Below are 15503 nucleotides of genomic sequence, written 5' to 3'. Positions count from 1 at the left end.
GGCGCCGAACAGCCAACCCGAGCCGATGATCGACCCGAGACCCGTCAACATCAGCGCGACCGGCCCGATGTTGCGTTGAATAGAACTTTTCACGTCATCTCCCATGCCAAAACTGTTGATGCCATGTCGCGACCGTCTCGACCCTTGTCACAGGATAGGCGGCGATCGCATCCATGCGCGAGCGGTTGCAATTCAAGGTGCAACCGCTCGCGGCGCGTAGTTTAACGGTTGCACCGTCCGATTGCAGGCGAAATCGATCGAACCCCGGAAAAAACTGCCCAACAACGCAAGGTTTGTAAGCATGTTTTGCGCCCGATAGAAAAAAACCTTGCAGCCAAGTCGGACTATCGTTGACCTTCTCTCAAAATGGCCGTATAAAGTCCGGGCGGGATTTCAAGTGGCGAGTGAATTGGTCTTTCGTGGTTCGCCCATCACGGTACTTCGGCTGGTCCTATTACCCCCTTCCTTGATCTCATGCGCTTCTGTGGCTTCGGCCTCGTTTATCATTTTTAGGAAAGTAATATGGAAACCGGTACCGTCAAATGGTTCAATGACGCAAAGGGCTTTGGCTTCATCACCCCGGACGGCGGCGGCGAAGATCTGTTCGCGCACTTCTCGGAAATTCGCATCGAAGGCTTCAAGACGCTTCAGGAAAACCAGAAGGTCACGTTCGATGTGAAGACTGGCCCGAAGGGCAAGCAAGCTGCGAACATCAAGCCGGCGTAAGTCAACGTGATGCCGGCCGCAAGGTCGGCTCCGTGATGACCGCCTGAGTTGACGGCGTCATTCGTCGCAAAAACCCCACGCTTCTTCGGAACGTGGGGTTTGTCGTTTCTGGGGCCTGCCCAGCGGCGTTCAGCCCGCGCTCATCAACCGAACACGCGCTTCGCGTGAATGCCGAGACCGGTCGCGACGCTCGCCAGCCGGTCGCCGAACACCGGCTTCGCGTCGGGAAACGCGTCCGCCAGTGCGTTCGACAGAAACGCGAGCCCCGTCGAGCCGCCCGTGAAGTACACCGCGGTCACGTCGCGCGACGCCACGCCCGCCAGTTGCACCGTGTCGCGCGCGGCCTGCACGATCTTGCGCATATCCTCCTGCCCCGCCGCGACCAGTTGCGTCTCGTCGAACGCGAGGCGCAGGTCGTCTTCCACTTCGTCGAGATCGATCAGCGTCTCGCCGCCCGCGGCGACGCCGATCTTCGCCTCTTCCGCATGCGCCGCCAGCGCGTGGCCGAGGCGTCGTTCGACGGTGCGCATCAGGCGGTCGTGCTGGCGGGTGTCGGTGTACAGATGCCGCATCAGGCCGAGTTCGCTGACGCGCTTCGGCGCATAGACCGTGTTGATCAGATGCCAGGTCGCGAGATCGAAATACACGCGGTTCGGCAGTTCGCGCCCTTCGGGATCCAGCGACTGGTAGCCGAGCTCACGCAAGATCGTCGCCAGTTCGACGCGGCGGTCGAAGTCCGTGCCGGCGACGTGCACGCCGTGATGCGCGAGCACGTCGTCCTTGCGTTCGAGACGCGCCATCCGCGACGGGCCCACACGCACGAGCGAAAAGTCCGACGTACCGCCGCCGATATCCGCGACCAGCACGAGCCCCTCGGCGTCGAGATGCGACTCGTAGTCGAACGCCGCGGCGATCGGCTCATACTGGAAGTGGATGTCGTTCAGGCCGACCGAGCGCGCGGCCGCTTCGAGCTGCTGCTGCGCAAGCTGGTCGGCGCGCGGGTCGTCGTCGACGAAGAACACCGGGCGGCCCAGCACGGCCCGCGAAATCGCCGCGCCGGAGCAGGCTTCCGCCTTGTGCTTCAGGTGGCTCACGAACTGCGCGATCACGTCGGTATAGCGGATCGCGGAGCCGTCGCCGAGATCGGTCGTGGTCTCCGCGAGCGCTGAGCCGAGGATGCTCTTCATCGAGCGCATCAGCCGGCCGTCGAAGCCGTCGATGTACGCCTCGAGCGCGGCGCGCCCGAACTCGCGGGTGTTCTCGTCGGTGTTGAAGAAGACCGCGGTGGGCAGTGTCGTGTAGTTGCCTTCGACGGGCGCGAGACGCATCGCTTCGCCGTCAGGCAGCGCCACCGCCGAGTTCGAGGTACCGAAGTCAATCGCGCAGTAAGTCATCGAAAACTCCGCGGCTTGGGGCCGGCGCGAAGAAGAAGGAGGAGCGGCTTTTTATCACAAAAATGCGCCGTGCGCGAGACCCGGCGGGGAATGAAAGTTGCTGATTCGGCAGGGATTTCGCGCCGAAAGACACAAGGAGACACGCCACGATGACCGTCCCGTCCGCCGCGACCGGCGCGTCCACCCAGACCGACACCGTCGAAACCGATCTGCCGTCCCGTCTCGACCGGCTGCCTTGGGGCCGCTTTCACATGCTGATCGTGTTCGCGCTCGGCGTCACGTGGCTGCTCGACGGGCTGGAGGTGACACTTGCCGGATCGGTGGCGAGCGCACTGAAAACGAGTCCCACATTGCACTTTTCCAACGCCGACGTGGGGCTCGCGGGCAGCGCGTACATCGCGGGCGCCGTGCTCGGCGCGCTCGGCTTCGGCTGGCTCACCGACCGCCTCGGCCGACGCAAGCTGTTTTTTATCACGCTCACGCTGTACCTCGCCGCGACGGCGGCAACCGCCTGTTCGTGGAATCTCGCGAGCTTCCTGCTGTTCCGCTTCCTGACCGGCGCGGGCATCGGCGGCGAGTACACCGCGATCAACTCGACGATCCAGGAATTCACGCCGGCCCGCGTGCGCGGCTGGACCGACCTCGGCATCAACGGCACGTTCTGGGTCGGCGCGGGCATCGGCGCAACCGGTTCGCTCGTGCTGCTCGACCCGCAGCTGCTGCCGCCGGACTGGGGCTGGCGCGCGTGCTTCTTCATCGGCGCGGTACTCGCGCTCGGTATTCTGCCGATGCGCATCTGGGTACCGGAAAGTCCGCGCTGGCTCCTGACTCACGGCGAGCGCGACGAGGCGCGCACGATCGTCGAAGGCATCGAGGCGCGCTTCCGCCGCGAAGGCCACACGCTCTCCGACGACGGCTTCAAGCGCCTGAAGCTGCGCGCCCGCGACCACACGCCGCTGTCCGAAGTGTTCGCGACGCTGTTCGTCGTGCACCGCCGCCGAGCGCTCGTCGGGCTGTCGCTGATGACCGCGCAGGCGTTCTTCTACAACGCGATCTTCTTCACCTATGCGCTCGTGCTAACGGACTTCTATCACGTGCCCGGCGATCACGTCGGCTGGTATCTGCTGCCGTTCGCGCTCGGCAACTTCCTCGGGCCGCTCGTACTCGGACGTCTGTTCGACGTGATCGGCCGGCGCAAGATGATCGCGACCACCTACGTGCTGTCGGGCATCCTGCTCACGGTCAGCGGCTGGATGTTCGCGCAGCAATGGTTCGACGTCGTCACGCAGACGATCGCGTGGATGGTGATCTTCTTCTTCGCGTCGGCGGCGGCGAGCTCCGCGTACCTGACCGTCAGCGAATCGTTTCCGCTCGAAATCCGCGCGCTCGCGATCGCGGTGTTCTACGCGTTCGGCACCGCGCTCGGCGGCATCATCGGGCCGGCATTCTTCGGACAACTGATCGATACACATCGGCGCAGCGAAGTGTTCACGGGCTATGTGGTCGGCTCGCTGCTGATGATCGCGGCAGGCGTCATCGCAGCGATCTGGGGCGTGGATGCGGAGCGCAAGTCGCTCGAGAGCGTGGCGACGCCGCTCTCCGCCGTGGTGGACGAGTCGTAGCACGTAGCAAAAGCAAAAAGGCGCGACATCGCTGCCGCGCCTCTTCGTTTCAAACTTCAGATTTTGCGCTACAGACCACGCGCCGCCACGTGTCGCTCGCCGCTAGCAGCGCGTATGGTCACCGCTTCAGCAGCATCAGAACGCCGCCTTCCACGCACCGCGATAAGCGATCTCACCAACCGACATGCGCTGGCGCTCCGCCTTTTCGCGATCGCGCAGCGCCGGGTCGAGCGCGGCCGCATCGCCGTAGTGCGCGATCGAGATCATCGCAATCACCTCGACGTCTTCGGGAATCGCGAACTCCTTGCGGAACGCGGTCACGTCGAAGCCGCTCATCTGGTGCGCGGCGAGGCCGAGCGCATGCGCCTGCAGCACCAGCGCCATCGCGGCCGCGCCCGCGTCGTACGCGGCGGTGCGGTTCACTTCGCCCTTCGCGGTCAGCTTCTGCGCGGTGGCCGCGATCAGCACCTGCGCCGACGCATTCCAGCCCTGGTTGAACGGCACGAGCGTCGCGAACGCGCGCTTGAACGCGGCTTCGTCGGCTGCGCGCTCGAACACCATGAATCGCCACGGCTGCATGTTGTACGACGACGGCGCCCAGCGCGCCGCTTCGAGCACCGCGCGGACCTGCTCGTGCGACACCGGCGCGTTGGAATACGCGCGCGGGCTCCAGCGGCCAGCGATGAGTTCGTGAATGGATACTTCGGTCGGGGCGGGTTTGTGTGTCATACGCTTCTCGGATCGAAAGTCACAGTCGACGGGCGCCAGCCCGGGGGCCTGACAGCATACCCGGCTTCGGCGAAGCGCGTCGCCCCGATTCCGTAGAAGCGATTCGCGCGCATGAAAAAAGGCGCCCGAAGGCGCCCTCGATCGCTCTGCCTGGTCGTCGCTTAAGTCAAGCCGGCTGCGCTTTCAGCAGGCTGGGATCGCGGTTGATCCGCAACACCAGCACCGCCCCGACGAGACACAGGCCGCCCGAGATCATCGACGCGACGGTGTAGGTGCCGAGACTCGAACGCAGCAGGCCGGCGCCGAAGGCCGCGAACGCCGCGCCCAGCTGATGGCCCGCGACCACCCAGCCGAACACGACGGGCGCCGCATCCTTGCCGAAGCGGTCGGTGGCGAGGCGAACCGTCGGCGGGACGGTCGCGATCCAGTCGAGGCCGTAGAACACGGCGAACACCGGCAGGCCGTAGAAGTCGATGCCGAACGCGTGCGGCAGGTAGATCAGCGACAGCCCGCGCAGCCCGTAGTACCAGAACAGCAGCACGCGGCTGTTGACGCGATCCGACAGCCAGCCCGACAGCGTCGTGCCGAACAGGTCGAAGATACCCATCGTCGCGAGCAGCGAAGCGCCCTGCACTTCGCTCATCCCGTAGTCGCCGCACATCGCGATCAGGTGCGTGCCGATGTAGCCGTTGGTGCTCGCGCCGCAGATGAAGAAGCTGAAGAACAGCAGCCAGAAGTCGCGCGTGCGGCTCGCTTTCGCGAGCGTGCCGAACGCGATGGCGAGCGGATTCTGCTGCGCCGCGACCTGCACGGGCGGCGCGTCGTGCGGCTCGCCGAAGGGCCGCAGCATCAGGTCGAGCGGACGCTCCGGCAAAAGGAACGCGACGAGCGGCAACACCACCGCCGCCGCGCACGCGACGATCAGCACCACCGCCTGCCAGCCGAACTTCTCGGCGACCGCGGCGAGGAGCGGCAGGAACACCAGCTGGCCGGTCGCCGAGCTGGCCGTCAGGATGCCCATCGCGAGGCCGCGATGGGTGGAGAACCAGCGGTTCACGACGGTCGCCGACAGCGTGAGCGCCGCCACGCCCGTCGCCCCGCCGACCATCACGCCCCAGATCATGATCATCTGCCACGGGTGCGTCATCATCGACGACAGCGCGACGCCCGCCGCCATCGTCGACAGCGCCGTGAGCACGGTCGGGCGCACGCCGAAGCGCTGCATCGCCGCAGCCGCGAACGGCCCCGTCAAGCCGTACAGCGCGATGTTCACGGAGATCGCGAGCGAGATCGTCGCGCGGCTCCAGCCGAACTGATGTTCGAGCGGCACCATCATCACGCTCGGCGTCGCGCGCGTGCCGGCGGCGGCCAGCAGCACAAGGAACACGACGGCCACGGCGAGCCAGCCATAGTGGAACCGCCCGCCAATCATTCTCGCTGCCCAGTTCATTCGCTCTCCAATCCTGGCGCCTCGCGGGCGCGTCACTGCTGGTTTGTGTTCTGGCTTGCCGCCGGCTCGTTCTCAGTCGAGCGGCCTGCGCGACACGTTCGGACCGCGGCGCGTTGCGCACCACTTCTGTTACCGATCGGTCACAAGTGTGTTGCGATGCTAGTTACCGCTCGGTAACATGTCAAGCTTGAACCCTACGCCGCATCCGGTTATGTCCTCGAACCACACGACACATTCCTCCCCGCGCGACGCCGACAAACGGCCGCGCGGCATACAGATGGCTGGCACGCAGGCTCAGGAGAGCCTGTTACGCGCGGCCAGCGAGCTGTTCTATCGCGAAGGCGTACGCGCGGTAGGCGTCGAAGCGGTGGTCGAGCGGGCAGGCGTCAACAAGATGAGCCTGTACCGCCAGTTTTCGTCGAAGGACGAACTCGTGGTCGCGTACCTGGAGCGGTCGGATGTCGCGTTTTTCGAGCGCTTCGAGCGCAGCGTCGCGAAACATCCCGGCGACGCGGCGAAACAGCTGAAGCAGTATTTCGAAGACCTGACGCAGCGCGCGTCCGCGCCGGACTACCGTGGCTGCCCGTTCGTCAACGTGTCAGCCGAGTTTCCCGATCCAGCGCACCCGGCGCGGCTCTGCGTCGAGCGCAACAAGACGAAGCTGATGGCGCGGCTGACGGAGCTTGCCACCGAAGCGGGCGCCGCCGATCCGGCGATGCTCGCGAACGCGCTCGCGCTGCTGATCGAAGGCATTTACGCGTCCAGCCAGACCTACGGCCCCGGTTGCGGGCCGATTCGGGTCGCCGCGCAGCTCGCGGGACAGCTGATCGACGCCGCGCGCGGCGCGGGGCGGTGATCGCCATGCCGTCCACCAGCGCTGCGTTCCACGACGAAATTCTCCAGGCCACGCGTCACTGGCTCACTCGCGCGGTCATTGGCCTGAACCTCTGCCCGTTTGCGAAAAGCGTGCACGTGAAAAAACAGATCCGCTACGCGATCAGCGAGGCGGTGGACATGGAAGGTGTCCTGATCGATCTGGAAACGCAGCTGCGGGCGCTCGACGAGGCCAATGCGGCCGAGATCGACACGACGCTCCTGATCGTCCCGCGCGCGCTCGGCGACTTCTCCGACTACAACGACTGCCTGTTCTTCGCCGACCGGCTGCTGCGTCAGCTGCGTCTCGAAGGCGTCCTGCAGATCGCGAGCTTTCATCCGTATTACCAGTTCGAAGGCACCGACGCCGACGACATCGAGAACTACACGAACCGCGCGCCTTACCCAATCTTTCATTTGCTGCGGGAGGCGAGCATCGACCGGGCGGTCGATGCGTTCCCGGATGCCGCCGACATCTACGAGCGCAATCAGGACACGTTGCGCCGACTCGGCCATGCCGGCTGGGTCAAGTGGATGAGCGAACCGTCCGACGATTGAACTCGCCCGCGACGACGTGCACCGGTTAAACCACCACTCCATCAAGCCGGCGCGAAGAACCGCTCATGCAGTTCAGCAAGCCCGAGCCGGTCGATCACCTCGTTGAGCCGCTCGGTGGGCTTGCGGCGCGGCAGATCCTTGTACTGCGCGATGATCAGCTCGTTCTTCATCGAGTGCTCCCAGCCCACCAGCTCCGTCACGCTCACGTGGTAGCCGTGCGCTTCGAGCTGCAGGCAGCGCAGCACGTTGGTGATCTGGCTGCCGAATTCGCGGGTATGCAGCGGGTGTCGCCAGATCTCGGTGAGCGCATCGCCGAGCGACCGGCTCTTGTTCCGCCGCAGCACGCCGGCCACTTCCGCCTGACAGCACGGCACCACGACGATGTACTTCGCATGCTTATGGAGTGCGAAGCGGATCGCGTCGTCGGTCGCCGTATCGCAGGCGTGCAACGCCGTGACGATGTCGATGGTGGGGGGCAAAACCGAAGAATGAATCGAATCCGCGACTGAAAGGTTTAGGAAAGACATACCCTCAAACCCAAGCCTGGCGGCGAGTTCGGTCGATCGGGCGACCAGTTCCTCGCGTGTTTCGATTCCGTAGATATGCGACCGATCGCACTGTTCCTTGAAGAACAGATCGTAGAGGATAAAGCCCAGATAGGACTTGCCGGCTCCGTGGTCGACGAGCGTCACGCTGTCCTGAGTCGATTTCAGGTCGGCAAGGAGCGGCTCGATGAACTGGAACAGGTGGTTGACCTGCTTCAGCTTGCGGCGGCTGTCCTGATTCATCTTGCCGTCGCGCGTGAGGATATGAAGCTCCTTTAGCAGTTCGATGGACTGGTTGGGAGCGATTTCGTAAGTTTTGCTGGACATCGTTTCAGACCGCCGCCCGAAAAATACGCGAAACGTGCGAAAGGCGACGGATGGAATTAAAAGTTGGTGTCAGTTTACCGAAATGGGCGAATCGTCATGCAGCAGTTGTCATCTCCGGACCGGATGACAGTGTGCCGGCTTCTCGCCTGGAATACTTCATGCTGTGATTTCGGCGGCGCAAACAGGCATCGCAGTCGCGCCGGCAGCAGAGGATAGCCCGTTAGCCCTTGTGGCGCGGGCGGAGAACAACAGGGACTGACGGACGACCGCCGCAGGAGACATCGGCGGATCGTGAAGCGTGGGGGAGGTCGCATCGGAACAAGGATGCGGACGTTACGTAACCTGCAGCGCGCCACATCAACGAAGCGCGCGCAGACGGATATGAGGCTGCGATGAATACGATACCGAACGGAAACGCCGAACAAAAATTTCAGGAACTGATGGCGAAGCTCACCGCGACGCCGGAGTGGACCGAGAAGCAACAGATCGAACTCGAAATGGCGCGCGACATCTCGGTCGAGATGCTGCACGTCGCCGAGGCGATGCGCGACGGTAGCGTCGACCTCGAGTCGTGCCTCGTCATGCTGAAGTACGCGAAAGTGCTCGACTTCGTGATGACCGCGCTCGCCGCGCGGCGCGATATCAAGCCGCAGACGCTCCGCGTGATCTTCAAGCTCGCGGGGCTGCACGTCGACGAGGCGTATCCGGACTGAGCGTCCGGATGTCTCTGGACGCGCTGTAGACCAAAAAGTCCAGAATCGACAAGGTGAGCTAGCGGTGGCCATTTCGTGTGCTGGCAACATCACCGGTAACGGTGGCCAATCGCGGCTACCGCGGCTCACCTGAATCCCTACCCGCCCTTCGCCTTCAATCGCCACAACGAAGTGATCTCCGCTGCACGCGCCGCGTGCAGCGGATCGCTCTTGTCCGACGACTTCGGGTGTCGCGGCCGGATATCCTCGCGCCCGGCGACTTCGAGCCCTGCCCGTTCGATCGCGTCCATCAGCATCTCGCGCGTGCGCAAACCAAGGTGCTCCGCGAAATCCGACAGGATCAGCCAGCCTTCGCCGGCCGGTTCCAGATGCGCGGCGAGACCATTCAGGAATCCCAACAACATGCGGCTATCCGGATCGAACACCGCGTATTCGATCGACGACGCCGGCCGCGCGGGCACCCACGGTGGATTGCAGACGATCAGCGGCGCGCGGCCCGGCGGAAACAGATCGGCCTCGACCACCTCGACGCACGGCGCGTAGCCAAGCCGCTCGAGGTTCTCGCGCGCACAGGCGAGCGCGCGTGCATCCTGATCCGTCGCAACGACACGCTTGACGCCGCGCTTCGCGAGCACTGCGGCGATCACGCCGGTGCCGGTACCGACGTCGAAGGCCAGCTCCATCGCAGCCGACGGCAGCGGCACCCGCGCGACCAGATCGAGATACTCGCCCCGCACCGGCGAAAACACGCCGTAGTACGGATGAATACGCTCGCCGAGCACGGGAATCTCGACGCCCTTCTTGCGCCACTCATGCGCGCCGATCAAACCCAGCAATTCGCGCAGCGACACGACGGACGCTTGATCGTCGGCGGGCCCATAGACCTCGGCGCACGCGTCCTGCACGTCCGGCGCGCGGCGCAGCGGAATCGTGTAGCCACCGTCCAGTGGGATCAGCAGCATCCCCAGCGTGCGCGCCCGTTGCGACTGCGCCTGCCGATGCAGGTTGAACGCGTCCTTCGGTGTGGCCGCCTGCTTGCGCGGCTTGCGCTCGATGCGGCGGGTCATCGCCTGCAGCAGCTGCCGGGCATTCTGGAAGTCACCGCGCCACACGAGCGCGGTGCCTTCGCTCGCGAGGCGGAACGCCGCGTCCGCGGTGGTGCGGTCATCGGCGATCACGACGCGCTTCGGCGGCGCGGAACCGGACTCCGAATGCCAATGGACGGTCTGTTCGGCGCCGGTCGGATCGGCGGGCAGCGTGAGGGTGGCGAAGGTGGTCATCGAAGGGATGGACGCCGGATGGGATGCTGGAGTGCACAGACGCGAGCGCGCGATCTCGAGGTCACACGCGCAAGCACACAAGCACAAACGCAAACGGGTCCGCGAGGGACCCGTTTGCAATGACTGGTGCCGGCTGCAGGACTCGAACCCGCCACCTGATGATTACAAATCAACTGCTCTACCAGATGAGCTAAGCCGGCGTAAGAGCGCGATTCTACTTCATTTCACGACCTTGAGGTGGCCTCTTCCGGCGCTCTTCGCACTGTCGTCGGCTGCGCCGGCGTCGTCCGCCGAGCCCTCGCCCGCCGTGGCCGCATCTGCCGCCGCGCTGGCGCCAGGCTCAGCCTGCTGAGCCGCGCTTTCGTCTTCCGGCAACGGCTGCTCGTCCAGATCCGCCGCGGAGTCCGCCGCCTCGCCGCCCGTCGATTCGACCGGGAACGCCATGCCCTGACCGTTCTCGCGCGCATAGATGGCGAGCACGTTCGCGACAGGCACCTCGATCTTGTGCGACTTGCCGGAGAAGCGCGCGCTGAACTCGATCCAGTCGTTGCCCATCTGCAGCTGGCTCGTGGCCTCGAAGCTGATGTTCAACACGATCTCGTTGTCCCGCACGAACTGCCGCGGCACGCGGGTCTGGTTGTCGACCCGCACGGCGATGTGGGGCGTGTAACCGTTATCCGTGCACCACTCGTACAGCGCGCGCAGCAGATACGGCTTGGTGGAAATCTCTTGCATCAACGATCCTCATACCGGGGAAAGGCACGCTTCCCGAAAGCCGCGCGCCAGGCCCCGAACCGCACACCATCAGCGGCGCATGACCTTTTCCGACGGCGTCAGCGCTTCGATATACGCCGGCCGGCTGAAAATCCGCTCTGCGTACTTCATGAGCGGCGCCGCGTTCTTCGACAGCTCGATGCCGTAGTGATCGAGACGCCACAGCAGCGGCGCGATCGCAACGTCGAGCATCGAGAACTCTTCCCCGAGCATGTACTTGTTCTTCAGGAAAATCGGTGCGAGCTGCGTCAGACGATCGCGGATCGCGATGCGCGCCTTCTCGTGATTCTTCTCGGCGGCCTTGCCCTTCTCGTTTTCGAGCGTGCCGACGTGCACGAACAGTTCCTTTTCGAAGTTCAGCAGGAACAGGCGTGCGCGGGCTCGCTGCACCGGGTCGGCGGGCATCAGCTGCGGATGGGGGAAACGCTCGTCGATGTACTCGTTGATGATGTTCGATTCGTACAGGATCAGGTCCCGTTCGACGAGGATCGGCACCTGACCATACGGATTCATCACCGCGATGTCTTCCGGCTTGTTGAACAGGTCGACGTCGCGGATCTCGAAGTCCATGCCCTTTTCGAACAACACCAGCCGGCAGCGCTGGGAGAACGGGCAAGTAGTGCCAGAATACAGAACCATCATGATTTACATTTCCTCAAAAAGCTGAAGGGCCAGCTCGGAAAAAACCGTCCAGCGGGTCTTTTCCGACGCCGGCCCCACGCCAGTCACGGCGTGATTATTTGATATCTTTCCAGTACGCGGCGTTCAGTCGCCAGGCAAAAAAGGTCAACAGGCCCAGGAACAGCAGCACCCACACCCCGACCTGCTCGCGGGTTTTCTGCTCCGGCTCCGCCATCCACGACAGGTACGCCACCAGGTCGGCAACATCAGAATCATAATCCACCCGCGAGACGGTTCCAGGCGCGACCTGCTGGAAGCCATCGAAACGGTGGATTTTCTCACCGTTTTCCGGATCGGTGATGTCAGTGAACTTCGCGGTACGCTGTCCCTGCAATTGCCACAGCACATTTGGCATACCAACGTTTGGATAGACCATATTGTTCCATCCAGTCGGACGCGTGCTGTCGCGGTAGAAGCTGCGCAGGTACGTGTACAGCCAGTCACGCCCGCGCGCCCGGGCTTCCACCGACAGATCGGGCGGCGCCGCGCCCAGCCACGACTTCGCGTCGTCGGGGCGCATCGCGATGGTCATCGTGCTGCCCACCTTGTCGGACGTGAACAGCAGATTCGCCTCGATTTCCTTCTGGGAGATGCCGAGATCTTCCAGCCGGCTATACCGCATCAGGCTCGCGCTGTGGCAGTTCAGGCAATAGTTTACAAACAATTGGGCGCCATGCTGCAGGGACGCCAGACTCTCCATGTTGTCCGGCGCCCGGTCGAGCGGAAATTCGTCATCCGCGTGAACCGGGCCGGCAAACAGCGCGAGCGCGAGTGTAATCGATGCGAAGCCCGTCTGCGCGAGCGTCGAAAGCAGTTTTTTCATCTTCGTCTTCTCCTCGCTCGCGATTAGTGGGACTTGAACCGGACGCGCTCGGGCGGCGTCTTGAACGTGCCCAGCGGTGTCCAGAACGGCATGCCGAGGAAGAAGGCGAAGTAGATCAGCGCGCAGATCTGCGCGATCAGCGTCGCGGCGGGCGATGGCGGTTTGGTCCCAAGGAACGCCAGCGTCAGGAACGCGAGCACGAAGATTCCGTAGAACACCTTGTGGAAGAACGGCCGGTAGCGGATCGACTTCACCGGCGACCGGTCGAGCCACGGCAGGAAGAACAGCGACACCACCGCGCTGCCCATCACCACAACGCCCCAGAACTTCGACTGCGTCGCGATCATCGCGAGAATCACCAGCACCGCGAGAACCGGCAGCCCGATGCGCCACTTGCCGCGCGCGCGCACGAGCGCCAGCAACCCGAGCAGCGCCACCACGATCATCAGCACGATCTTGAACGGATCCGTGGTCGCGCGCAGCATCGCGTAGAACGCGGTGAAGTACCAGACCGGCGCGATTTCCGGTGGCGTCTGCAGCGGGTTCGCCGGGATGAAGTTGTTCGCCTCGAGGAAGTAGCCGCCCATTTCCGGCGCGAAGAACAGGATCGCCGCGAACACCATCAGGAACACGCACACGCCGAACAGGTCATGCACCGAGTAGTACGGATGGAACGGGATGCCGTCGAGCGGAATACCGTTCTCGTCCTTCTTCGCCTTGATCTCGATGCCGTCCGGATTGTTCGAGCCCACCTCGTGCAGCGCGACGATGTGCGCGATCACGAGCCCGAGCAGCACGAGCGGAATCGCGATCACGTGGAACGCGAAGAAGCGGTTCAGCGTCACGTCCGACACCACGTAGTCGCCGCGGATCCACAGCGACAGGTCCGGGCCGATGAACGGGATCGCGGAGAACAGGTTCACGATCACCTGCGCGCCCCAGTACGACATCTGGCCCCACGGCAGCAGGTAGCCGAAGAACGCCTCGGCCATCAGGCACAGGAAGATCGCGCAACCAAAGATCCACACCAGCTCGCGCGGCTTGCGGTACGAGCCGTACAGCAGGCCGCGGAACATGTGCAGATACACGACGACGAAGAACATCGACGCGCCCGTGGAGTGCATGTAGCGGATCAGCCAGCCCCACGGCACCTCGCGCATGATGTACTCGACCGACGCGAACGCGAGCGTCGAGTCGGGCTTGTAGTTCATCGTGAGGAAGATGCCGGTGACGATCTGGTTCACCAGCACGAGCAGCGCAAGTGAACCGAAGAAGTACCAGAAGTTGAAGTTCTTCGGCGCGTAGTACTCGGACAGATGCGCCTTCCACGTCGACGTGAGCGGAAAGCGCCGATCGATCCAGCCGGTGAGCCCCGTCGTCTCCACCTGTTTTTCGGTCGCCATTACGCTTCTCCTTTTTCGTCCTTGCCGATCACGAGCTGCGTCGCAGTCGTGAACATGTACGGCGGGATATCGAGGTTCTGCGGTGCGGGCTTGTTCTTGAAAACACGCCCGGCGAGGTCATAGGTGGAACCGTGACACGGACACAGGAAGCCGCCCGGCCAGTCGTCGGGCAGATTGGCCTGCGGGCCTTCCTGGAAACGCGGGGTCGGCGTGCAGCCGAGGTGGGTGCAGACAGCGACGGCAACGAACAGGTTCTTGTGATCGGGACGCGACCGGTACTCGTTCTTGCAGTATTCCGGGTCGGGCATCGAGAACGGCTTCTCGGTATTCGGATCGGCGACTTCGCTATCGGCCTTCTTGATGTCGGCGAGCATTTCGTCCGTGCGGTTGACGATCCAGACCGGCTTGCCGCGCCAGGCGACGGTCATCATCTCGCCCGGCTTCAGATTGGTGATATCGACTTCGACCGGTGCGCCGGCCGCTTTGGCTTTCGCCGATGGTGCAAACGAACTTACGAAGGGTACGACAGTGGCAACGCCTCCAATGCCACCTGCTACGGACGTCGCAATCAGCCAGGTACGGCGGCTGCTGTCGACGCGGCCATCTTCTTTGTCTCGCATCACATCGCCCCACTTCTGAGTTGGATTTTTCCGTCAGCTACTTTTTGCTACCGCCGCTAGTGTGCTCGAATGGAGTCGGCATTTACAAGGCCCGAGCGCCAAAAACCATGCGAAGCCTTTGATATCTCAGGGTTTCCCCGCAGCGACGGCGAATAACTTCGTCTCCTCTTTTAAGTGTCTCCCCCAATGGCGGGGCGTATTTCGTCACGCGTCGAGCCGTTCCTCGACGATCAGACCGGGTTATCGATGTCGATGAAGAGGTGCTCGACATCGAAGGTTTCCGACAGATGCGCGCCGAGCGCCTGCACACCGTAGCGCTCGGTCGCATGATGGCCCGCCGACACGAACGCGACGCCGCTCTCGGCCGCCGTGTGCGTGTTGTGCTCGGAGATCTCGCCGGTCAGGAAGACGTCCGCGCCGGCGTCGATCGCCGCTTCGAAATAGCTCTGCGCGCCGCCGGTGCACCACGCGATGCGGCGCAGTTCGCTGTCGGGGTCGCCGAGCACGAGCGGCGCGCGGCCGAGCGTCTGGTCGACCTGCGCGGTGAAGTGCGCGAGCGTGATCGGCATCGGCAGGGTGGAGATCCAGCCGAGATCCTGCTCGCCGAAGCGCGCATCGTCGGCAATCAGACCGAGCCGCGCGCCGAGCTGCGCGTTGTTGCCGTAGTCGGGGTGATCGTCGAGCGGCAGATGGTAAGCGAAGAGGTTCAGGTCGTTCGCGAGCAGCGCGCGCAGACGCCGATACTTGCGACCGGTAATCTGCGGCGGCTCGTTGCGCCAGAAGTAGCCGTGATGGACAAGTACCGCATCCGCGCCCCACTCCAGGGCAGACTCGAGAAACGCTAGCGAAGCGGTCACGCCGGTGGCGATCTTCTTGACCCGGCGACGCCCTTCGACCTGCAGCCCGTTGGGGCAGTAGTCCTTGAACCGCGAGGTTTGCAGAACGTTGTTCAAGTACAATTCAAGTTCGATCCGATCCATATAAA

General features: G+C 63.8%; 16 protein-coding genes and 1 tRNA gene. 5 read left to right on the top strand and 12 right to left on the bottom strand.

All coding sequences use genetic code 11. The features are described from left to right. Positions 1-522 precede the first annotated feature (522 nt). Complete coding sequence (locus DVS29_RS34115) at positions 523-726, top strand: cold-shock protein (protein WP_118185282.1); 204 nt, start codon at positions 523-525, stop codon at positions 724-726. A gap of 143 nt (positions 727-869) precedes the next feature. On the opposite strand, the gene DVS29_RS34110 is transcribed toward DVS29_RS34115, so the two are convergent. Then, entirely contained in the window at positions 870-2120 is a 1251-nt protein-coding gene (locus DVS29_RS34110; RefSeq protein ID WP_118185280.1) for an Hsp70 family protein, read from the bottom strand. 149 nt (positions 2121-2269) lie between these two features. Between DVS29_RS34110 and DVS29_RS34105 the strand changes: the two genes are divergently transcribed. Continuing rightward, the gene (locus DVS29_RS34105) at positions 2270-3742 is read left to right on the top strand and encodes an MFS transporter (protein WP_118185278.1); all 1473 of its coding nucleotides are present in this window, start codon (positions 2270-2272) and stop codon (positions 3740-3742) included. 135 nt (positions 3743-3877) lie between these two features. Here DVS29_RS34105 and DVS29_RS34100 read toward each other — a convergent pair whose 3' ends face one another. Next, positions 3878-4471, bottom strand: a complete 594-nt coding sequence (locus tag DVS29_RS34100) for a nitroreductase family protein (RefSeq protein WP_118185276.1) — start codon at positions 4469-4471, stop codon at positions 3878-3880. A 166-nt stretch (positions 4472-4637) separates the two neighbouring features. Then, a complete protein-coding gene (locus DVS29_RS34095) occupies positions 4638-5921 on the bottom strand; it encodes an MFS transporter (RefSeq protein WP_118185274.1) in 1284 nt (427 codons plus the stop codon). A 211-nt stretch (positions 5922-6132) separates the two neighbouring features. Between DVS29_RS34095 and DVS29_RS34090 the strand changes: the two genes are divergently transcribed. Beyond that, the gene (locus DVS29_RS34090; RefSeq protein WP_118185272.1) at positions 6133-6777 is read left to right on the top strand and encodes a TetR/AcrR family transcriptional regulator; all 645 of its coding nucleotides are present in this window, start codon (positions 6133-6135) and stop codon (positions 6775-6777) included. Between the two features lie 5 nt (positions 6778-6782). Next, positions 6783-7352 carry a DUF1415 domain-containing protein gene (locus tag DVS29_RS34085; RefSeq protein ID WP_118185288.1) on the top strand — a complete coding sequence of 190 codons (570 nt, stop codon included), beginning with the start codon at positions 6783-6785 and terminating at the stop codon, positions 7350-7352. A 41-nt stretch (positions 7353-7393) separates the two neighbouring features. Here the strand turns inward: DVS29_RS34085 and DVS29_RS34080 are convergent, their stop codons facing one another. Next, positions 7394-8224, bottom strand: a complete 831-nt coding sequence (locus DVS29_RS34080; RefSeq protein ID WP_118185270.1) for a class I SAM-dependent methyltransferase — start codon at positions 8222-8224, stop codon at positions 7394-7396. 392 nt (positions 8225-8616) lie between these two features. Between DVS29_RS34080 and DVS29_RS34075 the strand changes: the two genes are divergently transcribed. Then, on the top strand, positions 8617-8937 hold the full coding sequence (locus DVS29_RS34075) for a DNA-binding protein (RefSeq protein WP_118185269.1): 321 nt from the start codon (positions 8617-8619) through the stop codon (positions 8935-8937). 137 nt (positions 8938-9074) lie between these two features. Here DVS29_RS34075 and DVS29_RS34070 read toward each other — a convergent pair whose 3' ends face one another. The 8 genes from DVS29_RS34070 to DVS29_RS34035 form a co-directional block, all read right to left on the bottom strand. Then, entirely contained in the window at positions 9075-10217 is a 1143-nt protein-coding gene (locus DVS29_RS34070) for a methyltransferase (RefSeq protein ID WP_118185267.1), read from the bottom strand. A 124-nt stretch (positions 10218-10341) separates the two neighbouring features. Continuing rightward, a tRNA-Thr gene (locus DVS29_RS34065) sits at positions 10342-10417 on the bottom strand. A 19-nt stretch (positions 10418-10436) separates the two neighbouring features. Further along, the gene (locus DVS29_RS34060) at positions 10437-10952 is read right to left on the bottom strand and encodes a ClpXP protease specificity-enhancing factor (protein ID WP_118185265.1); all 516 of its coding nucleotides are present in this window, start codon (positions 10950-10952) and stop codon (positions 10437-10439) included. A gap of 69 nt (positions 10953-11021) precedes the next feature. Next, positions 11022-11633: a glutathione S-transferase N-terminal domain-containing protein gene (locus tag DVS29_RS34055; RefSeq protein WP_090537322.1), complete on the bottom strand. Its 612-nt coding sequence runs from the start codon at positions 11631-11633 to the stop codon at positions 11022-11024. A gap of 94 nt (positions 11634-11727) precedes the next feature. After that, entirely contained in the window at positions 11728-12495 is a 768-nt protein-coding gene (locus tag DVS29_RS34050) for a cytochrome c1 (protein ID WP_118185263.1), read from the bottom strand. 23 nt (positions 12496-12518) lie between these two features. Beyond that, complete coding sequence (locus DVS29_RS34045; RefSeq protein ID WP_118185261.1) at positions 12519-13898, bottom strand: cytochrome b; 1380 nt, start codon at positions 13896-13898, stop codon at positions 12519-12521. Beyond that, positions 13898-14518, bottom strand: a complete 621-nt coding sequence (gene petA / locus DVS29_RS34040) for a ubiquinol-cytochrome c reductase iron-sulfur subunit (RefSeq protein WP_118185259.1) — start codon at positions 14516-14518, stop codon at positions 13898-13900. Before petA ends, DVS29_RS34045 begins: the two co-directional genes overlap by 1 nt. A 230-nt stretch (positions 14519-14748) precedes the next feature. Next, positions 14749-15498 carry a Nif3-like dinuclear metal center hexameric protein gene (locus tag DVS29_RS34035; protein WP_118185257.1) on the bottom strand — a complete coding sequence of 250 codons (750 nt, stop codon included), beginning with the start codon at positions 15496-15498 and terminating at the stop codon, positions 14749-14751. Positions 15499-15503: the final 5 nt, after the last annotated feature.

The organism is Paraburkholderia phosphatilytica (assembly GCF_003443895.1).
Taxonomy (GTDB): Bacteria; Pseudomonadota; Gammaproteobacteria; order Burkholderiales; family Burkholderiaceae; genus Paraburkholderia; species Paraburkholderia phosphatilytica.
This window is presented reverse-complemented; position numbering and strand designations above follow the sequence as displayed.